The organism is Lysinibacillus irui (genome assembly GCF_028877475.1).
Lineage (GTDB): Bacteria > Bacillota > Bacilli > Bacillales_A > Planococcaceae > Lysinibacillus > Lysinibacillus irui.
The window spans coordinates 3,558,621-3,582,386 of the sequence record NZ_CP113527.1 but is presented as its reverse complement, the minus strand read 5'-3'; the positions used below and the strand labels follow the sequence as shown (position 1 = coordinate 3,582,386).

19 protein-coding genes are annotated in these 23,766 nt (G+C 36.8%); 15 read left to right on the top strand and 4 right to left on the bottom strand.

The features are described 5' to 3' along the window. Positions 1-238 precede the first annotated feature (238 nt). The 8 genes from OU989_RS18040 (at position 239) to OU989_RS18005 (ending at position 9,737) form a co-directional block, all read left to right on the top strand. Positions 239-1,117, top strand: coding sequence for a DNA-methyltransferase (locus tag OU989_RS18040; RefSeq protein ID WP_274794334.1), 879 nt, complete (start codon positions 239-241; stop codon positions 1,115-1,117). Continuing rightward, positions 1,110-3,854, top strand: a complete 2,745-nt coding sequence (locus OU989_RS18035; protein ID WP_274794333.1) for an N-6 DNA methylase — start codon at positions 1,110-1,112, stop codon at positions 3,852-3,854. The genes OU989_RS18040 and OU989_RS18035 overlap by 8 nt, the downstream gene beginning before the upstream one ends. A 444-nt stretch (positions 3,855-4,298) precedes the next feature. After that, a complete protein-coding gene (locus tag OU989_RS18030; protein ID WP_257961980.1) occupies positions 4,299-4,448 on the top strand; it encodes a hypothetical protein in 150 nt (49 codons plus the stop codon). 634 nt (positions 4,449-5,082) lie between these two features. Further along, positions 5,083-5,631: a helix-turn-helix domain-containing protein gene (locus tag OU989_RS18025; RefSeq protein ID WP_112116562.1), complete on the top strand. Its 549-nt coding sequence runs from the start codon at positions 5,083-5,085 to the stop codon at positions 5,629-5,631. A 137-nt stretch (positions 5,632-5,768) separates the two neighbouring features. Then, complete coding sequence (locus OU989_RS18020) at positions 5,769-7,025, top strand: hydroxymethylglutaryl-CoA reductase, degradative (protein WP_216485256.1); 1,257 nt, start codon at positions 5,769-5,771, stop codon at positions 7,023-7,025. Positions 7,026-7,028: 3 nt separating this feature from the next. Beyond that, positions 7,029-7,469, top strand: a complete 441-nt coding sequence (locus OU989_RS18015) for a hypothetical protein (RefSeq protein WP_274794332.1) — start codon at positions 7,029-7,031, stop codon at positions 7,467-7,469. After that, positions 7,466-8,821: a tripartite tricarboxylate transporter permease gene (locus OU989_RS18010; RefSeq protein WP_016995237.1), complete on the top strand. Its 1,356-nt coding sequence runs from the start codon at positions 7,466-7,468 to the stop codon at positions 8,819-8,821. Before OU989_RS18015 ends, OU989_RS18010 begins: the two co-directional genes overlap by 4 nt. A 19-nt stretch (positions 8,822-8,840) precedes the next feature. After that, entirely contained in the window at positions 8,841-9,737 is an 897-nt protein-coding gene (locus OU989_RS18005; RefSeq protein ID WP_274794331.1) for a hydroxymethylglutaryl-CoA lyase, read from the top strand. Between the two features lie 227 nt (positions 9,738-9,964). Here the strand turns inward: OU989_RS18005 and OU989_RS18000 are convergent, their stop codons facing one another. Then, complete coding sequence (locus OU989_RS18000; protein ID WP_274794330.1) at positions 9,965-10,696, bottom strand: response regulator transcription factor; 732 nt, start codon at positions 10,694-10,696, stop codon at positions 9,965-9,967. Positions 10,697-10,826: 130 nt separating this feature from the next. On the opposite strand from OU989_RS18000, the gene OU989_RS17995 reads away from it, so the two are divergent. The 3 genes from OU989_RS17995 (at position 10,827) to OU989_RS17985 (ending at position 16,118) form a co-directional block, all read left to right on the top strand. Next, entirely contained in the window at positions 10,827-12,287 is a 1,461-nt protein-coding gene (locus OU989_RS17995; protein WP_274794329.1) for an amidase, read from the top strand. Positions 12,288-12,403: 116 nt separating this feature from the next. Beyond that, entirely contained in the window at positions 12,404-13,669 is a 1,266-nt protein-coding gene (locus tag OU989_RS17990; RefSeq protein WP_274794328.1) for an MFS transporter, read from the top strand. Positions 13,670-13,943: 274 nt separating this feature from the next. Beyond that, the gene (locus OU989_RS17985; protein ID WP_404809740.1) at positions 13,944-16,118 is read left to right on the top strand and encodes a 5'-nucleotidase C-terminal domain-containing protein; all 2,175 of its coding nucleotides are present in this window, start codon (positions 13,944-13,946) and stop codon (positions 16,116-16,118) included. Positions 16,119-16,238: 120 nt separating this feature from the next. Here the strand turns inward: OU989_RS17985 and OU989_RS17980 are convergent, their stop codons facing one another. Together OU989_RS17980 and OU989_RS17975 are read right to left on the bottom strand one after the other, a co-directional pair. Next, positions 16,239-16,679: a cell wall hydrolase gene (locus tag OU989_RS17980; RefSeq protein WP_274794326.1), complete on the bottom strand. Its 441-nt coding sequence runs from the start codon at positions 16,677-16,679 to the stop codon at positions 16,239-16,241. Positions 16,680-16,820: 141 nt separating this feature from the next. Next, positions 16,821-17,375, bottom strand: a complete 555-nt coding sequence (locus OU989_RS17975) for an ECF transporter S component (RefSeq protein WP_274794325.1) — start codon at positions 17,373-17,375, stop codon at positions 16,821-16,823. A gap of 178 nt (positions 17,376-17,553) precedes the next feature. On the opposite strand from OU989_RS17975, the gene OU989_RS17970 reads away from it, so the two are divergent. The 4 genes from OU989_RS17970 to ald all read left to right on the top strand — a co-directional run bounded on the left by OU989_RS17970 (position 17,554) and on the right by ald (position 21,703). Beyond that, positions 17,554-18,402 carry a pyridoxamine kinase gene (locus OU989_RS17970; protein WP_274797376.1) on the top strand — a complete coding sequence of 283 codons (849 nt, stop codon included), beginning with the start codon at positions 17,554-17,556 and terminating at the stop codon, positions 18,400-18,402. 99 nt (positions 18,403-18,501) lie between these two features. After that, complete coding sequence (locus OU989_RS17965) at positions 18,502-19,110, top strand: TetR/AcrR family transcriptional regulator (protein WP_274794324.1); 609 nt, start codon at positions 18,502-18,504, stop codon at positions 19,108-19,110. A 156-nt stretch (positions 19,111-19,266) separates the two neighbouring features. Continuing rightward, positions 19,267-20,553, top strand: a complete 1,287-nt coding sequence (kynU, locus tag OU989_RS17960; RefSeq protein WP_274797375.1) for a kynureninase — start codon at positions 19,267-19,269, stop codon at positions 20,551-20,553. Between the two features lie 19 nt (positions 20,554-20,572). After that, complete coding sequence (gene ald / locus OU989_RS17955) at positions 20,573-21,703, top strand: alanine dehydrogenase (RefSeq protein ID WP_274794323.1); 1,131 nt, start codon at positions 20,573-20,575, stop codon at positions 21,701-21,703. A gap of 165 nt (positions 21,704-21,868) precedes the next feature. On the opposite strand, the gene OU989_RS17950 is transcribed toward ald, so the two are convergent. Beyond that, on the bottom strand, positions 21,869-23,299 hold the full coding sequence (locus tag OU989_RS17950) for an amino acid permease (protein WP_274794322.1): 1,431 nt from the start codon (positions 23,297-23,299) through the stop codon (positions 21,869-21,871). Positions 23,300-23,766: the final 467 nt, after the last annotated feature.

The window sequence follows — 23,766 nt, the reverse complement described above, 5'->3', positions numbered from 1 at the left end:
AAGTACTTAGTCAGGGATGGTGTAAAAGCAATTGAAATGTTAGGTTTTCAATATTTGGAATGGCTCCTTTACGCAATATCAAGTTAGCAGCGGGGGCTATTTTTATTGGAATTTAAAGCAATATTTTCTGTAATCTAAATTATTCAATATCGTATTTTTTTAATGTATAGTAAGAGCAAGTGGTTCTATTTAATGTATAGACACTTTAGTGATTTGATGAATGTTAGGAGATTGTACATTGAATACGATAAACGAAGAGATTAAACCTTTTTTAAATACAGTTTTTCAGGCAGATTGTTTAGAAAAAATGAAAGAATTGCCAAGTAAATCGATAGATATGATTTTATGTGATTTGCCATATGGTACTACTCAAAATAAATGGGACTCTGTAATTCCATTAGATGAACTATGGAAAGAATATCTAAGAATTATTAAAGATAACGGAGCCATTGTATTGACTTCAAATGGTATATTTACAGCACAATTAATAATGAGTAATACTAAATATTATAAGTACAAATGGGTATGGGAAAAATCCAAAGCAACAAATTTCTTGAACTCAAAGAAACAACCGTTAAGAAAACATGAAGATGTTTGCGTTTTTTACAAAAAGCAACCTGTCTATAATCCTCAAATGACTGAAGGGGATGCGTATGATAAAGGGGTACGTAAAAATCAATTAACAGGAAGCTATGGAGATTTTTCTCCAGCACATGTTCAAAGTGACGGTATGAGATATCCAACAGATGTAATCTATTTTAAAACTGCAGAATCAGAAGGGGAAGTATTTCACCCTACTCAAAAGCCAGTAGAACTAGGGAGATATTTGATTCGAACTTATACTAATGAAGGCGATATTGTGCTTGATAATACATGTGGAAGCGGTTCTTTTTTAGTGGCTGCAATGATGGAAGGAAGAAATTTCATTGGTATTGAAAAAAATGAAGATGTGGCAAGATTCAAGAATAAGGATATTGATTATATTGAAGTATGTGGCATGAGAGTGAAAAACACTTGGCAATTTCTAGATGAAGAAAAAAGGAGTATTATTTATTATTCTGAACTTTTAAAAAGTATTGATATGCACACTTTAGTAGAGGAGTCACAAAATGAATAAGAATATTTCTGCCACGGGTAATGAAAGATTCTGGTCAGGTCAGATGATTTCATTTATTGCGGGATTTATTAAAGATAAGACTTGGCAAATTAAAAGTGTAGGGGGAGAAGCCACTATTAATACCGGAAAATCAGTTATGTTCCCGGATATTCTTTTATATGGCGATAAGGTACAAGGTACCATACTTCAGGGATGGGAAATTAAAATGCCCGATGTTAGTATAACCAATATTGATTTTATTGCTGATGCTGAAAGAAAGGCTAGAATTTTAGGCTTAAATAGTTATGTGGTTTGGAATTTTACATATTGCAAATTATTTATTAAAAACAAAGATACTGAACTATTTGAAGAAGCAGCTTATTGGGACAATACAAATCACATTGTTACTAGAGAAGATGTTTCTTTATATAGAACTGATTGGGAAACGTTATTACAAAAAGTATTGATAGAAATTAATGACTTTTTAGAAAAGGGAGCTTTAGTACCTAGAAGCTTAGATTTTGCTATTTCTGAATCAATTATGCCGCAACTTATAGAACGAAATAAAACATTAGTAGCAGAGTATATTGAGGATTCTGCATTGAAAAATGTAACTATTAAAAGCTATGTACAGATTTGGTGGGAAGAAGTTAAACAAGAGTATATGGCAGATGAACAAAATATGTATCATGCATATGCAAAAACAATCTTAGTTGATTGGCTTAATAAGTTCGTTTTTGCACATAGTATAAAGCTGCATCATTCACCAGCTAGGAAAGTTGAGAAGATACTTAGTGGAAAAACAACAAAAGAAGCCATAGACATTTTTAGAGAAGTAAGTAACGAATGTGATTTTTATAATATATTTAAAAATTACAAACTAGGCGAGTTAATTCCCCAACAATCTTGGACAGAAATTATAGATTTTAATGAGTTCTTATCCAAGAATGACATTGAGCATGTTAGTCAAGAAACACTTCAAAGTATTTTAGAAAATACAGTTTTAGCTACTAGAAGAGAGATAATAGGGCAATATCCTACGCCACCAAAGCTTGCAGAATTATTATGTAAGATAACTATTCTAGATACAACGGGTAATTCAATTGACCCTTGTTGTGGAACAGGGACTATTCCTAATCAAGTAATAAAATATAAAATTGAAAGTGGAAATCAGATTAAGAATGCTTATGAAACAACATGGGCTTCGGATAAATTTTCTTTCCCCTTACAAGTGACTAACATTAGCTTAACGAATCCTGATAGTATTAACATCCCAGCTAGAGTAATCCAGCGGAACGTATTTGCCTTATTACCTGATGATGGTGTAGAAATCGTTAATCCTGCTGACGGAAAAATATTGAATTTAAAATTACCTAAGTTCGACAGCATAGTAAGTAACCTGCCTTTTGTAGATTTTAATACTCTAAAACGAGAAGATATTGAATATTTAAATTCAATAAAAGAAGAAGTATATACTAATACTAAAATTGAGTTATCGGACAGAAATGATGTTTATGCATATATAATATTTAGTTTATGGAAAAACCTATCTAATGGAGGTAAATTAGGTGTAATAATTTCGAATTCTTGGTTAGGAACGGATGCTGGTAAAAGTTTTTATGAAGCATTGCAATGGTACTATAATATTCAGAAAGTAGTAATAAGCGGAAATGGTATATGGTTTACCAATGCTGATGTAGTAACTACGATATTAGTCCTTGAAAAAAAGCAAGTTTCTCAACCATCTGACGAAACGATTACATTTGGTTTGATTAAATCTAATATTAGAAATTGGGATGAAACAACAATTAATGCAATAGCCAATTCAATAAATGTTAATACTGTCCCTCAAAAATTCGGATCTATTTTAGGTTTAACTAATATTAAGCCTTCTGAAATGTCGAGAATCTCTAAATTTATAGATTCATTAAATTTATATTTTTATAATCCAGAATGGCTGCTTAAATTAGAATCGATTATTTGTCCAATAAATAACATATTTAATATTATTAGAGGTGTAAAAACGGGACAAGACCCTATTTTTTATTTGAAAGATGAGTCATTAGTTAATGAGGAGTATATAATATCCGGATTAAAGACTTCTAAAAATATCAATAATATAAAAGCGGAGGTTGATACAAAGGTTTTTTATTGTACTAGAACTAGAGATGAATTAATGGTACTACAAGATAATAAAACTATAAAATATCTACAATCATTTGAGAGTAATCTAAATGCGTCAGTTAAGGTTAGAGGAAGAGATTGGCATATTCTTAAAGGGACAAAACCTGTAAAATTATTTACTGGTATGAATCCCTTTAAAAGAATATTTTATGGATGCTTTGATGATTATACTTATATTAACCAACGTTTAATAGGATTTGTTGAGAAAGATAATGATACTGATTTAGAATTATGTTTAGCGCTCTTGAATTCAATAGTAGGGATGTTCTTTGTTGAGGCTAATGGTTTTGGTATGGGGCAAGGTGCCTTAGATATTAACAAAGGCAGTTTTGAACGAATGTATATGCTAAATCCTGAGTTAATAGCTGCTGACGATAAATTAAAGATTAAGAAAGCATTTGAACCTTTGAAAAATAGAGACATCGAAGAAACGTTAAAAGAGCTTCAATTAGAAGATAGAATTAATTTTGACCATGTTGTATTACAAGCATACGGAATTGACCATTTATATGATGATATAAAACATACCTTAGTATCTCTTCAAACTTCTCGATTATCAGTAAAAGATAATTAATATTAAAGGTTTAAATACATTTTTAGCAATTAATATTTTAGAAGTTTAGTCAAATTCTTAATCGGCTTTATAGTTTTTACAGATAACGAACTGCCCCCGTAATACAATATTTTTAAGCGTAGTCAAAAACGTAGTCAAAAAAATTAATTGCCCCCGCAGCTATTGATATATCAGTACTTTGAGACGGTTGGTTCGACTCCCGCCGTCTCCATACATAAAGGTGAGGAATATTGTAGCGATAAATAAGGATAAAGGTATCGTCGTCTGAAATGTGTGGGAAACAGATATTTTAAATACCCTATGAATTATTACTAAGTTTTTACTAAAATTAAGGTTAAGCGGTACGCTAATATAGTAAAAAGGTTTACATCAGCAAAATAAGGTATATTATATATATTTGTTGAATAAGATTTCTTTAAAGGTAAGAAAAGTAGGTGAACCAAAGTGGGGAAATATCAATTGGATACTAAAGGTAAGGTGGCTGTGGCCAAGTATCATGAAAAACACAAGCCAGCCCAATTTGATAAAAAGCAGCAACTTGAGAAAATACGAGCGGAGTATTTGAAAAAGAAGCAAGAACAAACAGATCAATAATTTGAATGAAAACATAGGAAGACTAAAATCTCCCTATGTTTTTCTTTAAAATAAAATTGCGGTAGATTTTATTATTTTCCTAAATTGCAGATTCGATGACAGAAAACTTATTATCAGATATCCATTCCTCTTAACATTTCTTGTACCGTCCACCCTAGAATTTTTATTTGTTCATACTCCGTGCATTTGTTGTCATAGGGAAGAAACTCTTTTTTGAAAAACAAATGAAATCATTGAAAATTTGAGAGAATTAATCCATCTCATTTTCATTTTTTTGAACGCTTTTATGACAAGGTCGGAACTGTCACCGATTCTATCAAGAGCTTTTGAATTAGTGGTCTTTCTTCAGTTCAACTTAAGCTGATTTTGGCCTCTCAAAGTATTTATTATTGAGCATGATGCAACAATTCCGAAAAGTACGATTCGCGGTATACAGCCTAAGAAGATGGGAATGTCATCACTGTAATGGTATAAGGGTGTGCTAAAAAGTCTAGAAACTTTTAGCACACCCTTTTGTATTTAATTGAACAGACGAAAATAAAGGAGTGTTATACGCTCCGTATTTTTCTATCCATCATTTAAAAATATAGTATAGTTATTGTAAAAACCGAAATGATCGAGGGGACTGGAATAGATGAACTTACTAGAAGTTGGAGTAAAAATAAAGCAGATGCGGAAGAAAAATAAAATGTCTCAGGATGATTTAGCTTCGCAGATTAATTTAACGAAAAGTCATATTTCAAAAATAGAAAATGGCAAAGCAACACCTAGCTTGGTGACATTGTCTAAAATTGCGGAAATATTTGATGTTCCAATGGCCTGGTTTGTTATTCAGGATCAATTTGATGGCATTTCGATTGTTTCGAAAAAAGAACGCAATGAGACTGTAGAAACGAATGAACTTGGCTATCAATATGAGCTGTTAGCGAATAAGAGTTATATGAGCAATATCAATCCTTCTATTGTTACTGTACATAATGGGGCGGAAAATTTAGCTCCTTATACACACGATAATGATGAATTTATTTATGTCATTTCGGGTAGTATCGTCTTGAAATACGATCATAAATTTTACAATTTAGAAGAAGGGGACTCTGCGTATTTTTCTGGGAAAAAGGAGCATATCTTTATTAACAATTCTGTAGAGAACTCAAAGGTATTAACGATTTATGTTGAGGATTAAATCTTTCCTTTAAACGTAAATATTATCGAAAATACAATTTTCTTGTTTACAATACTATTCAGACAATTTACAATTGGTGTAATGTTATTCAACTAAGTTGAATTATATTACACTTTTTTAATTTTGGGGGTATGGGGATGACTTCACGTATTAAGGGATTTTATTTACTTTCAGTAGAAGAGCGAATTAAGTTAATCGCTGAAAAATCAAATTTAACCAACGAGGAAGTTGAAGCTTTAAAAAGTGGAATTTCATTAGAGCTTGCTGATGCAATGGTTGAAAATGTTATTGGACATATTTCAGTGCCTCTAGGGGTAGCGGCCAACTTTAAGGTGAATGGTAAAGAGGTATTTATTCCGATGGCTACGGAAGAGCCTTCAGTAATCGCTGCGGCTAGTAATGCGGCTCGGGCAGCATATGAGTTAGGTGGTATTTTTACTTCCAGCTCGGGAACAGTTATGCGAGGACAGATTCAGGTATTAAATATTGAGGACCCTCATGCAGCAAGGGCGAAAATTTTTGAACATAAAAATGAGATCATCGAGCATTGTAATGAAAAGGATCCAACGTTAGTCAAGTTAGGCGGTGGAGTGAAGGATATAGAAGTGCACTTAATCGACACAGCAAAAGAAACAATGGTTGTCGTCCATTTAATCGTAGATACGAAGGATGCAATGGGGGCAAACGCTGTTAATACGATGGCGGAATCTGTGTCACCATTAATCGAACGGATTACAAATGGACGAGTTGTGCTTCGGATTATTTCAAATTTAGCAGATAAGCGTATTGTCCGTGCGCGTGGAGAATTCTCGACAGATATGCTTGGCGGTATAGAAATTGCTAAAAATATAGTAAGTGCTTACGAATTTGCAGATGCTGACCCGTATCGGGCTGCCACACATAATAAAGGGGTTATGAATGGTATTACTGCTGCAGTATTAGCATCGGGTAATGATACACGTGCTGTTGAGGCTGGTGCTCATGCCTATGCTGCTCGTTCTGGTAGATATCGTTCTTTAACAACGTGGGAGCTGAATAAAGCAGGCAATCTTGTTGGAACGTTGGAATTGCCATTAGCTGTTGGTATTGTTGGAGGGGCTACGAAGACTCATCCTGTTGCAAAAGCAGCGCTAAAAATTATGGATGTGCAATCTGCAGAGGAGCTAGCTAGCTACATTGCCGCAGTAGGATTAGTAGAAAATCTAGCAAGCTTACGCGCACTTTCAGCGGAGGGTATTCAATCTGGTCATATGCGTCTGCATGCGAAAAACTTGGCTGTAATGGCTGGGGCAACAGGCGATATTATTGATCGTGTTGTGCAGCAGGCGGTTGAAGAGAAGGATTTCCGTTATGATCGTGTTTTAGAGATTACAAACTCTCTGCGAGGTGAATAATACATGGCGAATACTCCATACAATGAGCAAAAAAAGGTAGAGGAAAAGAAGTTTATTGAAATTTTAGGAGACACGGTTTCTGGTAATCAATTAATTATTTCAATTATTTTAAGCGTTGCTGCAAGCTTTTTAGGCTATCAGTTTGGCCAGTGGGTTTTTCCGAAGTTTGCAGACCCTCAAATGATTAACTCTTATTCACTGTTAACAGGAATCACGGGAATTCTGATTGTTGTTGCTATTAATACGATTCTTTTTAAACCAAAGCGTATTTTAGTAGAGGATGAAGCATCTAGTCATTCTTTAAAGGAAGCATTTGAGGATTTACAAATTGATATAGACGAGGAAATACGTTTAATCGAGGAAGATCCAGTGACAAAAAAGGAGCTTGAGGATTTTGGTATTCTTTCTAGCTTACAAGGCTTGAAAGGAGCGGATAAAAAATGAGTATTTATTTAATAGCTCTTTTATTTGCACTTCTTGGTGCAGCTATCTTTACTATAATTGGACTTATTTCGGGTACAGATGAAACAGCAATTATGGTACCAATTACATTGTTAGTTATTTTGCTAGGAGCGCCTCCTGAAGGGGTATTCGCCTTTTTCATGGCGGGGGTGTTAGCAAAGCACTTAACACATGCTGTACCAACTGCGTTATTAGGTATTCCTGGGGATACAACAGCTGTACCGTTAATCGACCATGCCAATACATTACGCCGTTTAGGGATGCCGCACGTCGCACTACGTAAAATGATTTCCGGCGGCGTCATCGGTGCATTTATCGCCCTACCAACAGCTGTACTTTTAGGTCAGTTTTTAGGTCAATTCGCCGATTTTTTTAAATCTTCATCAGGCATTATTTTTACACTTGCCGCTATTTTAATCGCATTCTTTTCAAAGGGAAAATGGGCAAGTATTTTAATTATTATTCCATTTGCATTTTTCATAAAGGCTTTAGATAGCGTTAGCTTTGCGATGCTTGATAAACATTTAAGTATTACATTCTTTTTAGGAATTGCGATTGGACCGATGTTTTGTAATATTTTAATGGCGGCTTCTTCTGTTGCTAAAAATGATCTAGCTCGCAGTAAGCCAAATCAATACAATCTTGCTCCCGAAACGAAGTCTTGGAAAGGCTATTTCCCGAATCCATTTAAAATTTTATCGAAAAGGCAGACCATTTTTACGAGCATTACAACGTTTCTTTCCTCCCTTACATTTGTTTTTAGTCCTGTAGGGATGACGTCATTGATGGGAGAAATTGTAGGCTCCCGCACAAAAGGTGCCTATAAAAAATCAACAACGAGTCTTACTGTCATGAATGGTGTAACGGAATCGACTTATATTGCTGAAGCGATTATTCCATTAATTGCATTCGGTATTCCGTTAAGCCCAGTAGCACTTGGACCAGCATCACCATTGTTTAATGCACCCCCAATTTTTACAGTAGATCCAGTAAACAACTTACACACATTAATGTCTTCTTGGGACTTTTTTATTTTTGGGTTAATTGGTATAAGTGTAGCTGCTTTAATTGCCTATCCATTTGCGATGAATTATGCACGTAAAGCGTCTGTATTAGTATTAAAATATATCAGCCAGGAAGCAATTGTAGCGATGTTCATAGGTTTAGCGTTCTTGCTTGCTTATAACGAGGCACAATTATTAGGAGTAGTTTTAACGTTTACAGTCGCAACTGTTGGTGGTTTATTAAATCGTATTTTAGGTGTAGGGGCCGGTGTGCAATTCATGGTATTCTACGCATCAAGCTGGATTATGCTACAGCTGTTCGGCATTTAATTAAAGGAAGTGTATCTTGATGAACTTACCAAAAGCAGTGGAGATTAGAGAAGTAAGTCCGCGTGACGGCTTACAAAATGAGAAAATTTTTATTCCAACTGATTTGAAGGTGCAATGGATTAACTTAATAAGTGAAACAGGTGTCCGCCATATCGAAGTATCCTCTTTTGTTAGTCCCAAGTGGATACCGGCTTTAGCCGATCATCATGAAGTATTCGAGCAAATCACACGTCATGAAAACATAACGTATACAGCTCTTGTGCCTAATTTGAAAGGGATAGAAGGAGCCATCCAACAAAAAGTTGATGAAATTGCTTTATTTATTTCTGCTTCTGAAGAGCATAATCAAAGTAATGTAAACGCTTCAATCAACCAATCTTTGCAGAACTTAAAAGCTGTAGCTGAAGTAGCAAATCGTGAAGGTATATCGTTAAGAGGTTATATTTCAACTGTATTTGGCAGTCCGTTTGGTGATGAAGTAAAGCTTCAAACCGTGAAGGAAATCATTGATGCCTATCTAGCAATGGGCGTTTCTGAAATTTCACTCGGCGATACAATTGGTGTAGCTGACCCTGTACAAGTGAAAGCTATTTTATCAGAGCTGCTCACCCAATATGACCGTGATTTGTTTGCCCTTCATTTTCATGATACGTATGGCCGCGCTTTAGCAAATATATTTGCAGCACTTGAGCTGGGCATTACAAAATACGACAGTGCTATTGGAGGTTTAGGGGGGTGCCCCTATGCCCCTGGTGCAAGCGGCAATGTGGCAACGAATGATTTAGTGAATTTCCTGCACCGTTTAGGCGTGCAAACGAATATTGATGAAGAAAAATTGTTTACCGCTACACGATTTTTACAGCAGGCAATGAATAGACAGCTTGATAGTAAAGTGTATAAAGTGCAAAGTAATTAAGAAAAAGGATATGGGGAGGGACCTTCTCCCCTATAGATAGAGTCAAAATCAGAACTGCACACCAATTGTTTGACACACTCTACTAATTGGTGATGCAGTTTTTTCTACGGAGGAAAAGTTGGAAGCTGTTAAATCAATCGTTCGTTAGGGTAATAAAATCCAATATGAAGGCGTAGAAGCATATTTGAACCAATTTACACTACCTTTGAATTCTATGAAGGAACCTATTAAACATGGTCAATATACTTCAAACACTTGGCAAGCAGCTGGGTACGATTGGTTACTTGAAACTTTCTATAGAGGTTTTGAAGGTGTTTTTTGATGGTATTTTCGCTGACGAATAATTGTTGGGCGATTTCTCCGTTTTTTAAGCCTTTGAAAACAAAATTCAACACGTCACGTTCTCGTTCTGTCATTTCAAATAGGATAGAGGGCTGTGAATAGTGATGTAGGGAGTACATGTTTTCGATATTTCTTTTCAAATATACTAGCTTTAACATATCTTTTTCATTAAATAGCTTCTCGCCCAATTTTCTTAAAAAGCCGATAACTGCTACGGGTTTATTGTCTACCTTTAAATACATAGCCATTTCATCTTCATAGCGATTTTCTTTTAAAAAGACTTCTTTATAGTGTGTTTGTTTTTGTGGGCACATAATTTCATTCTTGGTCATTAGGTGAATGGAATGCTGTGAATTTATATTTTGAGGGTGTAATGGATCAAGGTGTTTATAGCTTTGTAAGTAATCATTAATCGTATGACCTTCTATATTAAAAAGCACTGGGGCACTTAATTCGTTATTTGATAGTTCCCAAAAAAGCATATGGTGATAGTCGAGATGCTGACTTAACGTTTGCAACAGTTCTCTTTTAAAGCCTTCATTACTTTGTTTAACATTCATATTTGAAATATGATAGCTAGCTTTAAGAATGTTTTCTACATCATTTTCGTAAAACATGAAAACACCTCGTTTCTCTCTTATGCTTTTATATTCTACTTTGAGGAGAATTATCCTTTCGGGTAATGTTAAATACTTAGAATATTCAGTACATTATAGTTGTAAGATTACTACTATACGAGGTGATGATATGAATTTACAAGAGTATGCATCATATGATGGCTTGGGGTTAGCCGAACTAGTTAAATCAAAGAAAGTAACACCACAGGAGCTAAAAAAGCTAGCGTTAGAAGGGATAAAGAAAGTAAACCCATCCATTAATGCGGTAGTTAGTGTGTTAGAAGAGCAGGCTGATAAAGCCATTGAGAAGGTTGATGAAAACGCTCCGTTTGCAGGTGTTCCGTTTTTAATTAAAGAGCTTGTGTTACATGCAGAGGGTGTCCCGCATAGTATGGGGAGTCGTATAGGGGAAAATACAGTTATGCCTGTTGATAGTGAATTAATGGCGCGCTTTAGAAAGGCTGGTTTGATTTTAGCAGGTACTACGACTACACCTGAGTTTGGCTATAATGCAGCTACTGAAGCAGTTATTTATGGTGCAACGCGTAATCCGTGGAATTTACAGCATAGTCCAGGTGGTTCAAGTGGTGGGTCGGCAGCAGCTGTTGCGAGTGGTATTGTACCAATTGCCCATGCGAATGATGGTGGTGGTTCTATTCGTATTCCCGCTTCCTGTAGTGGGTTAGTTGGATTAAAGCCTACACGAGGAAGAGTTCCAGCTGGTCCATTCAATAGCGAGCCTTTAAATGGTATTGCAATCGAGTTCGCTGTGACTCGTACAATTCGCGATACAGCAGTGCTACTGGATCAAGTAGCGGGTCCTGATTTAGGAAGCTACTCCAAATTAGAAGTAACACATGCACCATATGGACAGCTAATCCATGAAAAAGTACGCCCTTTAAAAATTGCATGGACAACTGAAACAAATTCTGGAGCATTTGTAGATCCTGAATGCATAGAGGCTGTTCATAAAACAGTTCAAGTGTTAAAGGACCTAGGACACGAAGTAGTTGAGGCTCGTCCGAAATATGAGCAAGCGTCATTTACAAAGGCGACGGTTGCTATTTGGACAGCGAATATTTATCAAATGATTCAAGGTGCAGCAGCGGGGACGGGTAAAGCAGTTTCTCCAGACCATATTGAAGCAGCCATTTGGAAATGCTATGAATATGGTGGACAGTTAAAGGCGGCTGATTTATTAGAAGCTATTCATACTAATGCAGTTGTTTCGCGTCAGGTTGCGGGCTTCTTTGAAGACTACGACATCTTATTGAGTCCAACAATCGGTACATTGCCTGCGAAAATTGGTGAATTAAATGCCAATAATCCTAGCATTTCAGCTGTTGAATGGACGGAGCAAATTTTCACGTATGCGCCATTTACAAACTTATTCAATGCTACAGGTCAGCCTTCCTTATCATTGCCATTAGCCGAAAGTAAATCAGGCCTACCAATTGGTCTACAATTTACAAGTAAATTTGCAGATGAACTGACGCTATTACAGCTAGGTAGACAATTAGAGGAAGCAATGCCTTGGAAAGATCGTAAACCGGCAGTACATGTCAGTGAACAGCCTCAGCCCGCCGTATAATATAGGGATAAACGCACCTAGTATCGATTAGGTGCGTTTTATTCTTGAAAAAGCTGGTCTTCCTTACAATCAAAATTACATATATATAAAATAAAAGCTAATAGGAGTAGTGATTATTGGACAAACAACATCATAGGTACAGGTGGATTGTGTTTGTTGCTGTATTGTTTACCTATTTGTTAATGGCAAGTCAACGAACTGCTCCAGGGTTAATTACAGACCAATTGATGAGGGATTTTAGTGTAACAGCCTCCACTATCGGGCTATTAACGAGTATCCAATTTTTTGTGTATACAAGTTTGCAGATTCCTATGGGGATTTTAGCAGATCGCTTTGGACCGAATTTTTTTCTCATCTTTGGTGCTACGCTTACAGGATTAGGGACAATTCTTTACAGCTTAGGTACACATGAGTTTGTGCTGTTTTTTTCTAGAATGTTAACAGGGGTAGGGGACGCGACCATATGGGTGAATATGGTGCTTATTTTGGCACAATGGTTTCATAAAAAGGAGTTTGTTCGCTTAATCGGCTTTGCAGGTATGACAGGGAGTCTAGGTTTTTTATTGGCGACAGTTCCTTTTGCTACATTGATTCTTTTATTTGGTTGGCGTATCACATTTTTTTCAACGGGCTTATTATTATTGTTATGTGGTGTGCTTCTTTATTTTGTACTTGTGAAAAACACCAAACGTCTCATTCCAGAGAAACCAGCAGTGATCACTGAGGAAGTAACTCGTGAAAAAACTTCTATTTTAATAAGAAGAATATTTTCAAGTAGGCAAGCATGGGCCTTATTTTTTTGTCATTTTGGAGTTGTTGGAGGCTATGTTGGTTTTATTAGTTCGTGGGCAGTACCGTACGGCATCGACATGTATGAGATGACACGTTCAGAGGCTAGTCAGCTAATAATGATTGGCCTAATCGGGGCGCTGCTAGGAGCTCCTTTAATGAGTGGGGTTGCCGGCTGGCTAGGAACAATTAAAAGACCCTATATCGCTATTCAAATGACCGTTTTATTGAGTTGGTTTTCCTTCCTTATAGTAAAAGGGCATCCGTCATTTTGGGGGCTCATCGTACTGTTCTTTATTATTGGCTTTGGCTATGGCGCCAGTGCCTTAACCTTTGCGGCTGTTCGTCAAACGTTCCCTATTACTGAATCTGGTATCGTTTCTGGGTTTGCTAATACAGGGGGCTTTCTAAGTGCAGCATTGCTTCCAATTATTTTTGGGTATATTTTAGATTATTTTCAAGCTGCCACAGGGAATGTAAGTGATGGATATTACTATGGCTTCGTTTCGCCAGTCCTATTCTCCGTGATCGGCTTGATGGGCGTGCTGTTATTAAAAGAAAAGCGAGAGAGAGCTCAGATTGACAATGGCTAGGATTCTATGAGATATAAGTCTGATTAGGGATATTGAACTTTTATTCAATATCCCTTTACTATAGCTTTTTTCCTCTTACTCGCGCTAAAATCTGTTAAAACGATGAAATTATATAACTTTTATGATAGATTTTACCTGGTTAGGCATCACCATACATGCTACACTGGGTAGGAATCTTAAAATTCAGAATTAAAAGGGAGAAAACTAGGAAATGAATCAATTGAAACAAGTTATATCTATACTAAGTATGGCAGTATTGATTCTGGCAACAGGAATGGTCGTTACGCCAACGCCTGTCAATGCACAAGAGGAAAATAAAGATATACATATTACACTCCTCGCTACGTCAGATATTCATGGCCGCACTATGCCTTGGGATTATGCGGTGGATGGACCAAATCTCACAGGAAGTTTAACGCAGTTATATACAATTATTAAAGATATTCGTCATGATAATCCGAATACCATCTTATTGGAAAATGGAGATTTAATACAGGATAATTCTGCAGAATTATTCAATGATCAGCCACAATCCCCAATGATGGTTGCAGTCAATGAAATGGGCTATGAAGCTTGGACATATGGTAATCATGAGTTCAACTTTGGTTTGGATGTCTTAGATAAAGTTTCTAGCCAATTTAATGGAGCAAGACTTGCTGGGAACGTTTATAAAGAAAATGGAGAACGTTATTTACCCGCTTATACAATTATTGAGCGTGAAGGTGTTAAGATCGGCGTTATTGGCATGGTAACACCGTTAATTACAGAGTATGAGAAGGGCACAAATCATTTAGATGGATTAGTGATCAAAAACCCAATAGAAGAAACTAAAAAGGCCGTTAAGGAATTAGAAGGTAAGGTAGATGTTATGATTGGCCTGATGCATATGGGGCTAGAAAATGAAAATGGTGTTCCTGGGACAGGCGTAAAGGAAATGGCTAATGCTATTCCAGAGCTTGCAGCTATTTTTGCAGGGCATAATCATGTTCTTATTAATAAAGAAGATGTGAACGGCGTTTTTATAACAGAGCCAAATAAATATGGAACACATATTTCACGTATTGATTTAACATTTACTCGCCAAGGCGAACAATTAGAGCTAAAGGAAAAAGATGCTTCGACTATTCCAGTAAAGAAAGAAGATGGAACATTCGTTCAATCTGATAAAGAACTAGAAGAAACGTTGAAGCCATACCATGAGTTTGCACGTGAAGATGCTAATATCGAAGTAGCACAGCTTAAAGGAACAAATCTTGTCCCTAAAAATGAAATTAAAGGCATACCAACTGTACACATTCAAGAAACACCTTTATCAGACTTTTTCCATGAGGTCATGCTACATTATAGTAAGGCAGATGTAGTAGCGCATCAAATTGATAATGATAAAGCTTCATTGGATGTAGGCCCTATTAAGAAAAAGGATATCGCCTATAATTATCAATTTGCTGGTGGAGAAGTATCTGTTTATGAAGTGACGGGCAAAGATTTAAAAGATTATATGGAATGGGCAGTTGGCTATTTTAATAGCACACGAGATGGAGATGTGACGATTAGTTTTGATAAAACTCGTCGTTCCTCTAAATATAGTACGAATGATTATTTCGGAAATGTAAAATATGACATCGATTTAACGGAGCAGCCAGGTAACAGAATCAAAAATCTACGCAAATTAGACGGTACGCCAATTAAGATGGAAGACAATTTAAAGCTTGGTATGAACTCTTATCGAATGGATTTTCTTGTATCAAAAGGTCAAGCACTTGAAGGGCGTAAGTTCAATATGATCTGGTCCTCTAAAGAAGAAAGTGCCTATGGAGAAACAGGAGGTACTATCCGTAATCTAGCCATTCGATATTTAAAAGAAGAGATGAACGGTGTGTATGAGCCAGTGATCCAAAATAATTGGAAAATCATTGGAGTTGATACGAAATCGCCAGCTCGTGCTGCTGTTGTTGAATTAATCAATAAAGACATTTTAGCTATCCCTACAACAGAAGATGGAAAATATACAAATATCGCATCTATTAATGTAAAAGATGTGATTACAAAAGAAGAAATAAAAGAGCTAGCAACAAAAGCAAATGTTGATGCAAGCCAATTTGCTGGGGTTAAAACGACAGGCGAATTTTATCAGAAGTTGGTAAAAGCAATGAATAATCCTAAGGCTGAACAGGGACAAGATAAGCCGGGAGAAAAGCCTGAGGATCCAAGTAAGCCAGCTCCAGACAAATCAAAGCCTGTTGTTACTCAACCAGAATCACCTAAAGGAATTGTTACGGCCTATCACTTAAATGTACGTTCAAAGCCATCGAACTCAGGAAAAGTAATTGGAACAATTTCAAAGAATACTGAAATTGCCATTTTAGGTGAAGTGCAAGGCTGGTATAAAATAGCTTATCAAGATAAAACGGGCTATGTTTATAGCAAATATGTAAAGATTAAAAAATAAGCAGTAGTAAAAGGCTGAAGGAACCACTATTCCTTCAGCTTTTTTTTATTCAGCACTTTGAAAAGCTTACAGGTACGGAATCGCGATGAAAATACTTTTTAACGTAGCTCAAGTAACCTCTTACCCCGTATAAACACTCTCACAAGTCCCTGGTGCAGGCTCGTAGAAACAATGGTTCTTAAATTGACCAGTAAACGGTTGGCCGTACCATGTTGGGGGACATGGCGCATATGGATTGAAGTACCAAAGTGCGTATTTTGCTGGATGATCTCGCCAGTAGTCTAGGTTCTGTTTCGCCAATCTTTTTTCGGATTCTCTTGCTCTTTGATAAAACATATTACCTTTTTGAACAGCTTCAAACGAAAAGTTTCCTCCTTGTACCTGGTAAATCACTTGCTCGATAGTTCTGACATCGTTAAAATCTAAACAAGTTGCTACTGCACGATTTACAATGACATTGCCAACGTATAACATGCCTTGTTTTCCTTCACCCTCAGCCTCAGCTCTCATCATCCTAGCCATTAAAGCAACGTCTGCATCGCGATATTTTACTCTTGGCATTTTTACACCTCCACCTTATAGTATGAAAAAGAACTAGGCTAGTTTCACTTTATCTGTAAAATCATTTGTTTGGCATACTGACAAAATATAAAAACACGCTATCTAAGCTGTGGGCTAAACAGCAAGATGGCGTGTTTCAATTTAAAAATTCCTTTTGAAATAGGGTGTTTTTTTTAGCACTACACAAACAGGGATGGCAATAATTAAACCAACGATGTTTTGAATGACGTCTCCTGGAATGGATGCCAATGGTGCAACCCAGCTATTAAACATAATGGCTTGCCCAATATAGTACACAGCAATCATCACAGGCATTGATACTACTGCACCTAAAATGTTGAATCCAATATTGTCGCCTTTATGACCTTTTGACCAAGCAATTTTACCAACGATGAAGCCCTGTAATGCACGAGAAATAATAGTAGTAGGTGCCCAAATTAACCAGCCCCCTACGATATCGAATAAGCCCATTCCAATTGCTCCAGCAAGAGCTCCTTTTTTAGGCCCAAATAAAATGGCAGAAATAAAAAGCATGGATGTCCCTAAGTGAATAAGCCCACCTTGACCAAATGGTAGCTTTAGATTGATAAACATTGTAGCAACGAAAACAAGTGCTGCTAAAATCGCTGTAATAACTAAATCAAATGTTTTGGTGCGTGATTTTGTATAGGATGATGGCCTTTGTATATTTTGCATTTGTCTCTTCCTCACTATGATGAATATTTTGATGATTTTTACTTTAACAAAGGACTGACTGTTGTGAAAGTGTCAATTTTATAAAAAAAATAGGGGTCAGATTGAGGTTATTTTCGCATTCTTCTAATTATGATACGATGAGATGAGTATAAGCAGGATTAGTAAGGTGGAATGTATGATGAAAAAAGTTGCTGTCATTCAGGATATGTCTTCCTTTGGGAAATGCTCATTAACAGCTGCGATGCCAGTGCTATCTGTGATGGGTGTGCAAGCCGTGCCGCTACCAACAGCTATTTTAACGGCGCAAACTGGGTATTCGACCTTTTATTGTGAAGATTTAACGTCAAAGATGGATTTCTTCGTAGACGAATGGAGCAAGCTAGGGGCTACCTTTGACGGTATTCACACGGGCTTTGTCACAGGAAAGGAGCAAATAGATAATATCTTTCGATTTTTAGATGTGTTTCACTCCGATAAGACGACATTGCTTGTTGATCCAGTAATGGGCGATCATGGCGAAGTCTATAAAATGTTTACAGGAGAATTACTTGATCGGATGAAAGAATTAGTGAAGTGTGCGGACATTATTACCCCTAATGTTACGGAATGCTGCTTGCTTACGGGCTTGCCATATGAAAAGCTACTGAGCTATCAAAATGATTTAGACTATATTCATGCCCTAGAAGAAGCAGGTCAACATCTACAGCAGGCAACTGGAGCCAATGTCATTATTACTGGCTTGAATCCACCAGTAGCAGATGCGGACAAGCGTTATGTTGGGAATATGTATGTCGATGCGAAGCGGTCTTTTCATAGTATTCGCAACTACAACGGTCAAAGCTATTCAGGCACAGGGGATCTATTCGCATCCATCATAATGGGTGGCATGATGCGTGGGCAAGATTTAGTGGAGTCCATGAAGCTAGCGGAGACATTTTTAGCCGCTGCCATTGAAGCAACATCGAAGGAGCAAGTTCCACCCGAGGCAGGCGTGCATTTTGAACAGTTTTTACGAATGCTCCTTTAGCGATTGTAGTCATTTGATCGTACATTAATGACATCGGAAAGTAATAGTAGTGTATCTTTTGTATAATAAAGGCATAGAGAAAGTGGAAGTTGGTGTATTATGAAGAATCGTAGTCAGATAAAGCAAGACCGTGCTCATGAAACACGCAAGACATTAATTGAGGCGGGGAAAAAGGTTTTTTTTGAACTGGGCTTTCAGAAAGCAACAATGAAGCAAATTATTAAAGAAGCTGGTGTAGGCCATGGCACAGCATACGTTTATTTTTCTAATAAGGATGCCCTGTTAATAGAAATAATTGATTCGCTTCTTGAAAAAATGTACAGTATTGCGAAGCTAAGTTTTGTTCCAAAATCAAAGGAAGAGGCGAGGGAGCAAATTACATATCAGGTAAAAGCGTTCAATAAACAAGGTATTGAAAATGAGAAATTGATGAGGCTAGTGCAAGAGGCGATTGGTGTGTCAGAGGAAATTCGTCACAAATGGTCTCTTGTCCAGCAACATTTTATTGATCATATTGAGAAGGATATTTTATATGTACAACATAATAATATTGCCTTACCTCATTTAAATGCTAAAGATGTAGCGAATATGTGGTATCACATAAATGAGAACTTCCTTTGGCGTTGCTTGCAAGATAAAAATGTTTCGATCGAGGAAAACGTAGAATTAATTGTACACTTTTATATTAAAGGCCTCTATACAGATTAACCTCCCTTGTTGGAGGTTTTTCTGTTTAATGTGATGAAAATTAGATTTTAAACTTAAAAATTCTTCTTTTAAAAATATTGACACTGTGTCACTTTTTGATAAGATGAGTATAAGATGGTTAATAGATTGCAATGCTACCATCATTTCAAAAGTGAGGTGTTTATAATGGAATTTAATCCTACAAGAGAATACGCAGCTTTTTTAGACAAAAATGATGATTTAAAAAAATTTAGAGAACAATTTTATCTTCAACCAGGCACAATTTATTTTGATGGGAATTCATTAGGACTGTTATCAAAGAGAGCAGAGGCTAGCTTGTTGAAGCTTTTGGATTCTTGGAAGCAGCATGGCATTGATGGATGGACACAAGGGGAGCATCCTTGGTTCTTTTTATCAGAGCAGGTAGGTGCTCAGCTTTCAAAGATCGTAGGTGCGAAACCAGAGGAAGTCATTGCAACTGGCTCTACTACTGTTAACCTGCATCAAATGATTGCAACATTTTATAAGCCAACAGGCAAGAAAACAAAAATTGTTATTGACGAATTAAACTTTCCAACAGATTTATATGCTGTACAAAGCCAGCTAGGTTTACACTACGAAAATATCGAGGAGCATATTCAATATATACGTAGTCAGGACGGGCACTATTATACGCATGAGGATATTGTTGCAGCAATGACAGAAGATGTAGCTTTGATTGTACTACCTGGCGTGTTATATAGAAGCGGTCAAATTCTAGATATGAAAGCGTTAACAAAAGAGGCGCATCAACGTGGTATTTTAATAGGCTTTGATCTTTGCCACTCAGTTGGTTCTGTAGAGCATTCCCTTCATGATTGGGATGTAGACTTTGCCTTCTGGTGTAACTATAAACATCTAAATGGAGGACCTGGTGCAGTTGCTGGGTTGTTTGTACATGAGGAGCATTTTGGTACAAAGCCTGGATTGGCAGGCTGGTTCAGTTCCGATAAAGCGAAGCAATTTGATATGGAAACAAGCCTTATACAGGCCCAAAATGTAAGTGCCTACCAAATGGGGACACCACATTTATTAAGCCTAGCACCACTACTAGGTGCACTGGAACTTTTTAATGAAGTAGGAATTACACGCATTCGTGAGAAATCCATGCAGCTAACAGAGTATTTTATTCAACTATACAATTATTATATAGGTGATTACGACTTTACATTAAATTGCCCAGTGAACAATGACTTGCGCGGTGGTCATGTCTATCTTACACATTCAGATTCAGCTCGTATTTGTAAGGCATTGAAGGCAAAGGGAGTTGTTCCTGATTTTAGAGCACCAAATGGCATTCGTATTGCACCTGTGGCACTGTACAACTCATTTGAGGAAGTTTATGAAGTTGTGCAAATTTTAAAGACCATTATGGATGAAAAGTTGTATGAGCAATTCAAAAACGAACGTGAAATCGTAGCATAACAAAAAAGGTGGGAATTAGATGATTATTGGTGTACCCAAGGAAATAAAAGTAATGGAGAATCGTGTCGCGTTAACGCCTGCAAGTGCTAGTGTTTTAATTGCTGAGGGACATACAGTGCTAATTGAATCGAACGCAGGTCTTGGTTCAAATTTTACAGATAAGCAATATATGGAGTCCGGTGCAACAATTGTTCCAACAGCGAAGGATGCATGGGCTGCAGAAATGGTCATGAAAGTAAAAGAACCGATCGCTTCGGAATACGATTATTTTTACAAGGGGCAAATATTATTTACTTACTTACATCTAGCAGCCGATGAAGCATTAACGAAGGCGTTATTAGAAAAGGGAGTGGTGGCCATTGCCTATGAAACGGTCCAACTTGCAGATGGTAGCCTGCCGCTACTTGCTCCAATGTCAGAAGTTGCTGGACGAATGGCTGCGCAAATCGGTGCACATTATTTAGAAAAAACAAATGGCGGTAAAGGCATATTACTAAGTGGCGTGCCAGGTGTAGCAAAGGGCAATGTAACCATTATAGGTGGTGGAGTTGTAGGCTATAGTGCAGCAAAAATTGCTGTAGGGTTAGGTGCAAACGTAACCATTCTAGATGTTAATCCGGCACGCCTACGCCAGCTTGAAGAGATTTTCGGTGATAGTATTCAAACGTTAATATCGAATAGCTTTAATATTGCAGAACAACTCAAAACAGCTGACTTGGTTATTGGTGCAGTACTTATTCCTGGTGCTAAAGCGCCACGACTCGTCACGGAGGACATGGTTAAGGATATGCAGCCAGCCTCTGTTATCGTAGACGTAGCTATTGACCAAGGTGGAATTGTGGAAACAGCAGACCATGTGACAACACACGATCATCCAACATACGAAAAGCATGGTGTTGTGCATTATGCAGTAGGTAATATGCCAGGTGCGGTGCCAAAAACATCGTCCATGGCTTTAACAAATGTGACATTGCCTTATGCGCTACAAATTGCAGCAAATGGTTATAAGGAAGCACTATTACAAAACGAAGCATTACGAAAAGGCTTGAATGTTTATCAAGGTAAGATTACGATGAGTAAGGTTGCTGAAGCATTACAGCTACCATATGAAAGTGCAGAGGACCTTCTAAAAGGTCAGCTTGTATTATAGCACTCTAAAAAGTGAAGGATTTAATAATATTAAACAGCCTGAGTTCGGTAGTTAGGGACTCAGGCTTTTAATGAGGAATAAATTCAGAAAAATACCTCCAAGATGGCAGCTTATCCCTATCTGTCTTGGAGGTATCTTATCTATGTCGACGGTAAAGCAACTGTGTTAAATGATATGTTCTTCCTCAAGCTCATTTTTAATGACACGATTTCTCGCTTCATTTACTTTTTTCCAAACAAAATAACAGATGGAAATGAAGAGTAGCCATGGGAAACCAACAAGTAATGTTGCCTTAAAGTCAGGAGAAAACCATGTTGATAATACAACTGAAGCTAATAAAACGGCACCTAGGATTGTTAAATAAGGATAACCAATCATACGTACTGGCAGTTTTTCTCCATCTTTTGCCTTGTATTTTTTACGGAAAAATAAATGGGTGATAAAAATCATAAACCATGCAAACATTGCACCAAAGCTTGATATTGAAATCATAAGCGATAAAGCTGATTCTGGCTTAAAAATAGAGAATACTGTCGCAATGACAATACCGATAATAGATGCAAACAATGCCTTCGTGGGTACTTGTCTTTTGTTGAGCTCACCTAATTTCTTTGGCGCAAAGCCACCTCTTGAAAGTGAGAACATCATGCGAGTTGAAATGTAAAGCTGGCTATTCATAGCCGAAAGCGCCGCAATTAGGACAACAAAGTTCATGACGGATGCCGCACCAGGAATATTTAAAATCTCCATTACTTTAACGAATGGACTTTTGTCTGCACCAGCCATTCCCCAAGGAACAATCATGAGCATCAGGATAAGCGTGACAATATAGAATAAAATTAGACGTATTACTGCTGATTTTAATGCTATTGGGACAGCTTTCCTTGGATCCTCAGCCTCCCCAGCACTTACTGCAATCATTTCAATACTTAAGTAACTAAATAATGAGATAAAAATCCCCATCCACATACCCCAGAAGCCATGTGGGAAAAAGCCTCCATCATTAAAATAGTTTTGTATACCAATGTTGGAGGAGCTATCTGCTCCAAAAATAACAACCGTAGCTAAAATAATAAAGCCGACAATCGCGACGATTTTAACAACCGAGAACCAATATTCTACAGCACCGAATAATTTTACTGTGGTAGCGTTTACATAAAGCAGTATAGCAGCAAACAATATAATCCACACAGCATTTGGTACACTTGGGAACCAGTAGCGCATATAAAGTGCAACCGCTGTGACCTCTGTACCAATTGAGCAAATTAATGCAAACCAATAAGAATATCGAATAGCAAAGCCGGACCATGAATTTACATATTTTTCAGCATAAGCACCGAATGAACCAGTTGTAGGATGTGCAACCGTCATTTCAGCAAGACAACCCATTAATAATAGTGCGATCAAAGCTCCTACAGCGTAACTAAGAATAACACTTGGACCAGCGAGACCAATTGCTAAACTACTGCCAAGAAATAACCCAGTTCCAATCGCACCTCCTATGGCAATCATCGTGATTTGCTTCGTTTTTAACCCCTTATTTAAACCTTTCTCACGCTCCATAATGTCTTCCATACTGTGATTGTTTTTAACCATTCTTTCAGCCCCTTTGTGTAGATAATACCTTTCATAGATCAACTTCTTTCTGTCATTGCTATAAATCTTGTGAATATAAGCATATACTAATTTAAAAATGACACCGTGTCAATATTATGCGTCATGATTTGCTGAATAATGTCGTATTTTTCTGTTTAGTGTATGTATATTGGTTTGAGGGTTTTAATAAAAATGAAAGATATATCAATTATATTAAGGTGTTTAAATGTATAACTATCCTTTTCATTGAAAAAAGACATTCGTATCAATAATTGATATATTATCAATTTTCGAAGGAAATATAACATTGATAGATGAACTACATATAAAAAAGCCTTTGAGGAAAGTAACCTACAAAGACCTCCTTTCTTTTTATACAGTCATTTCTTGAATGATGGTAAAGTGATGCCTTTCATGAATAGCCAACAACTGAATCTCTTGAATAAGATTAATAGTGGGCAATTGCT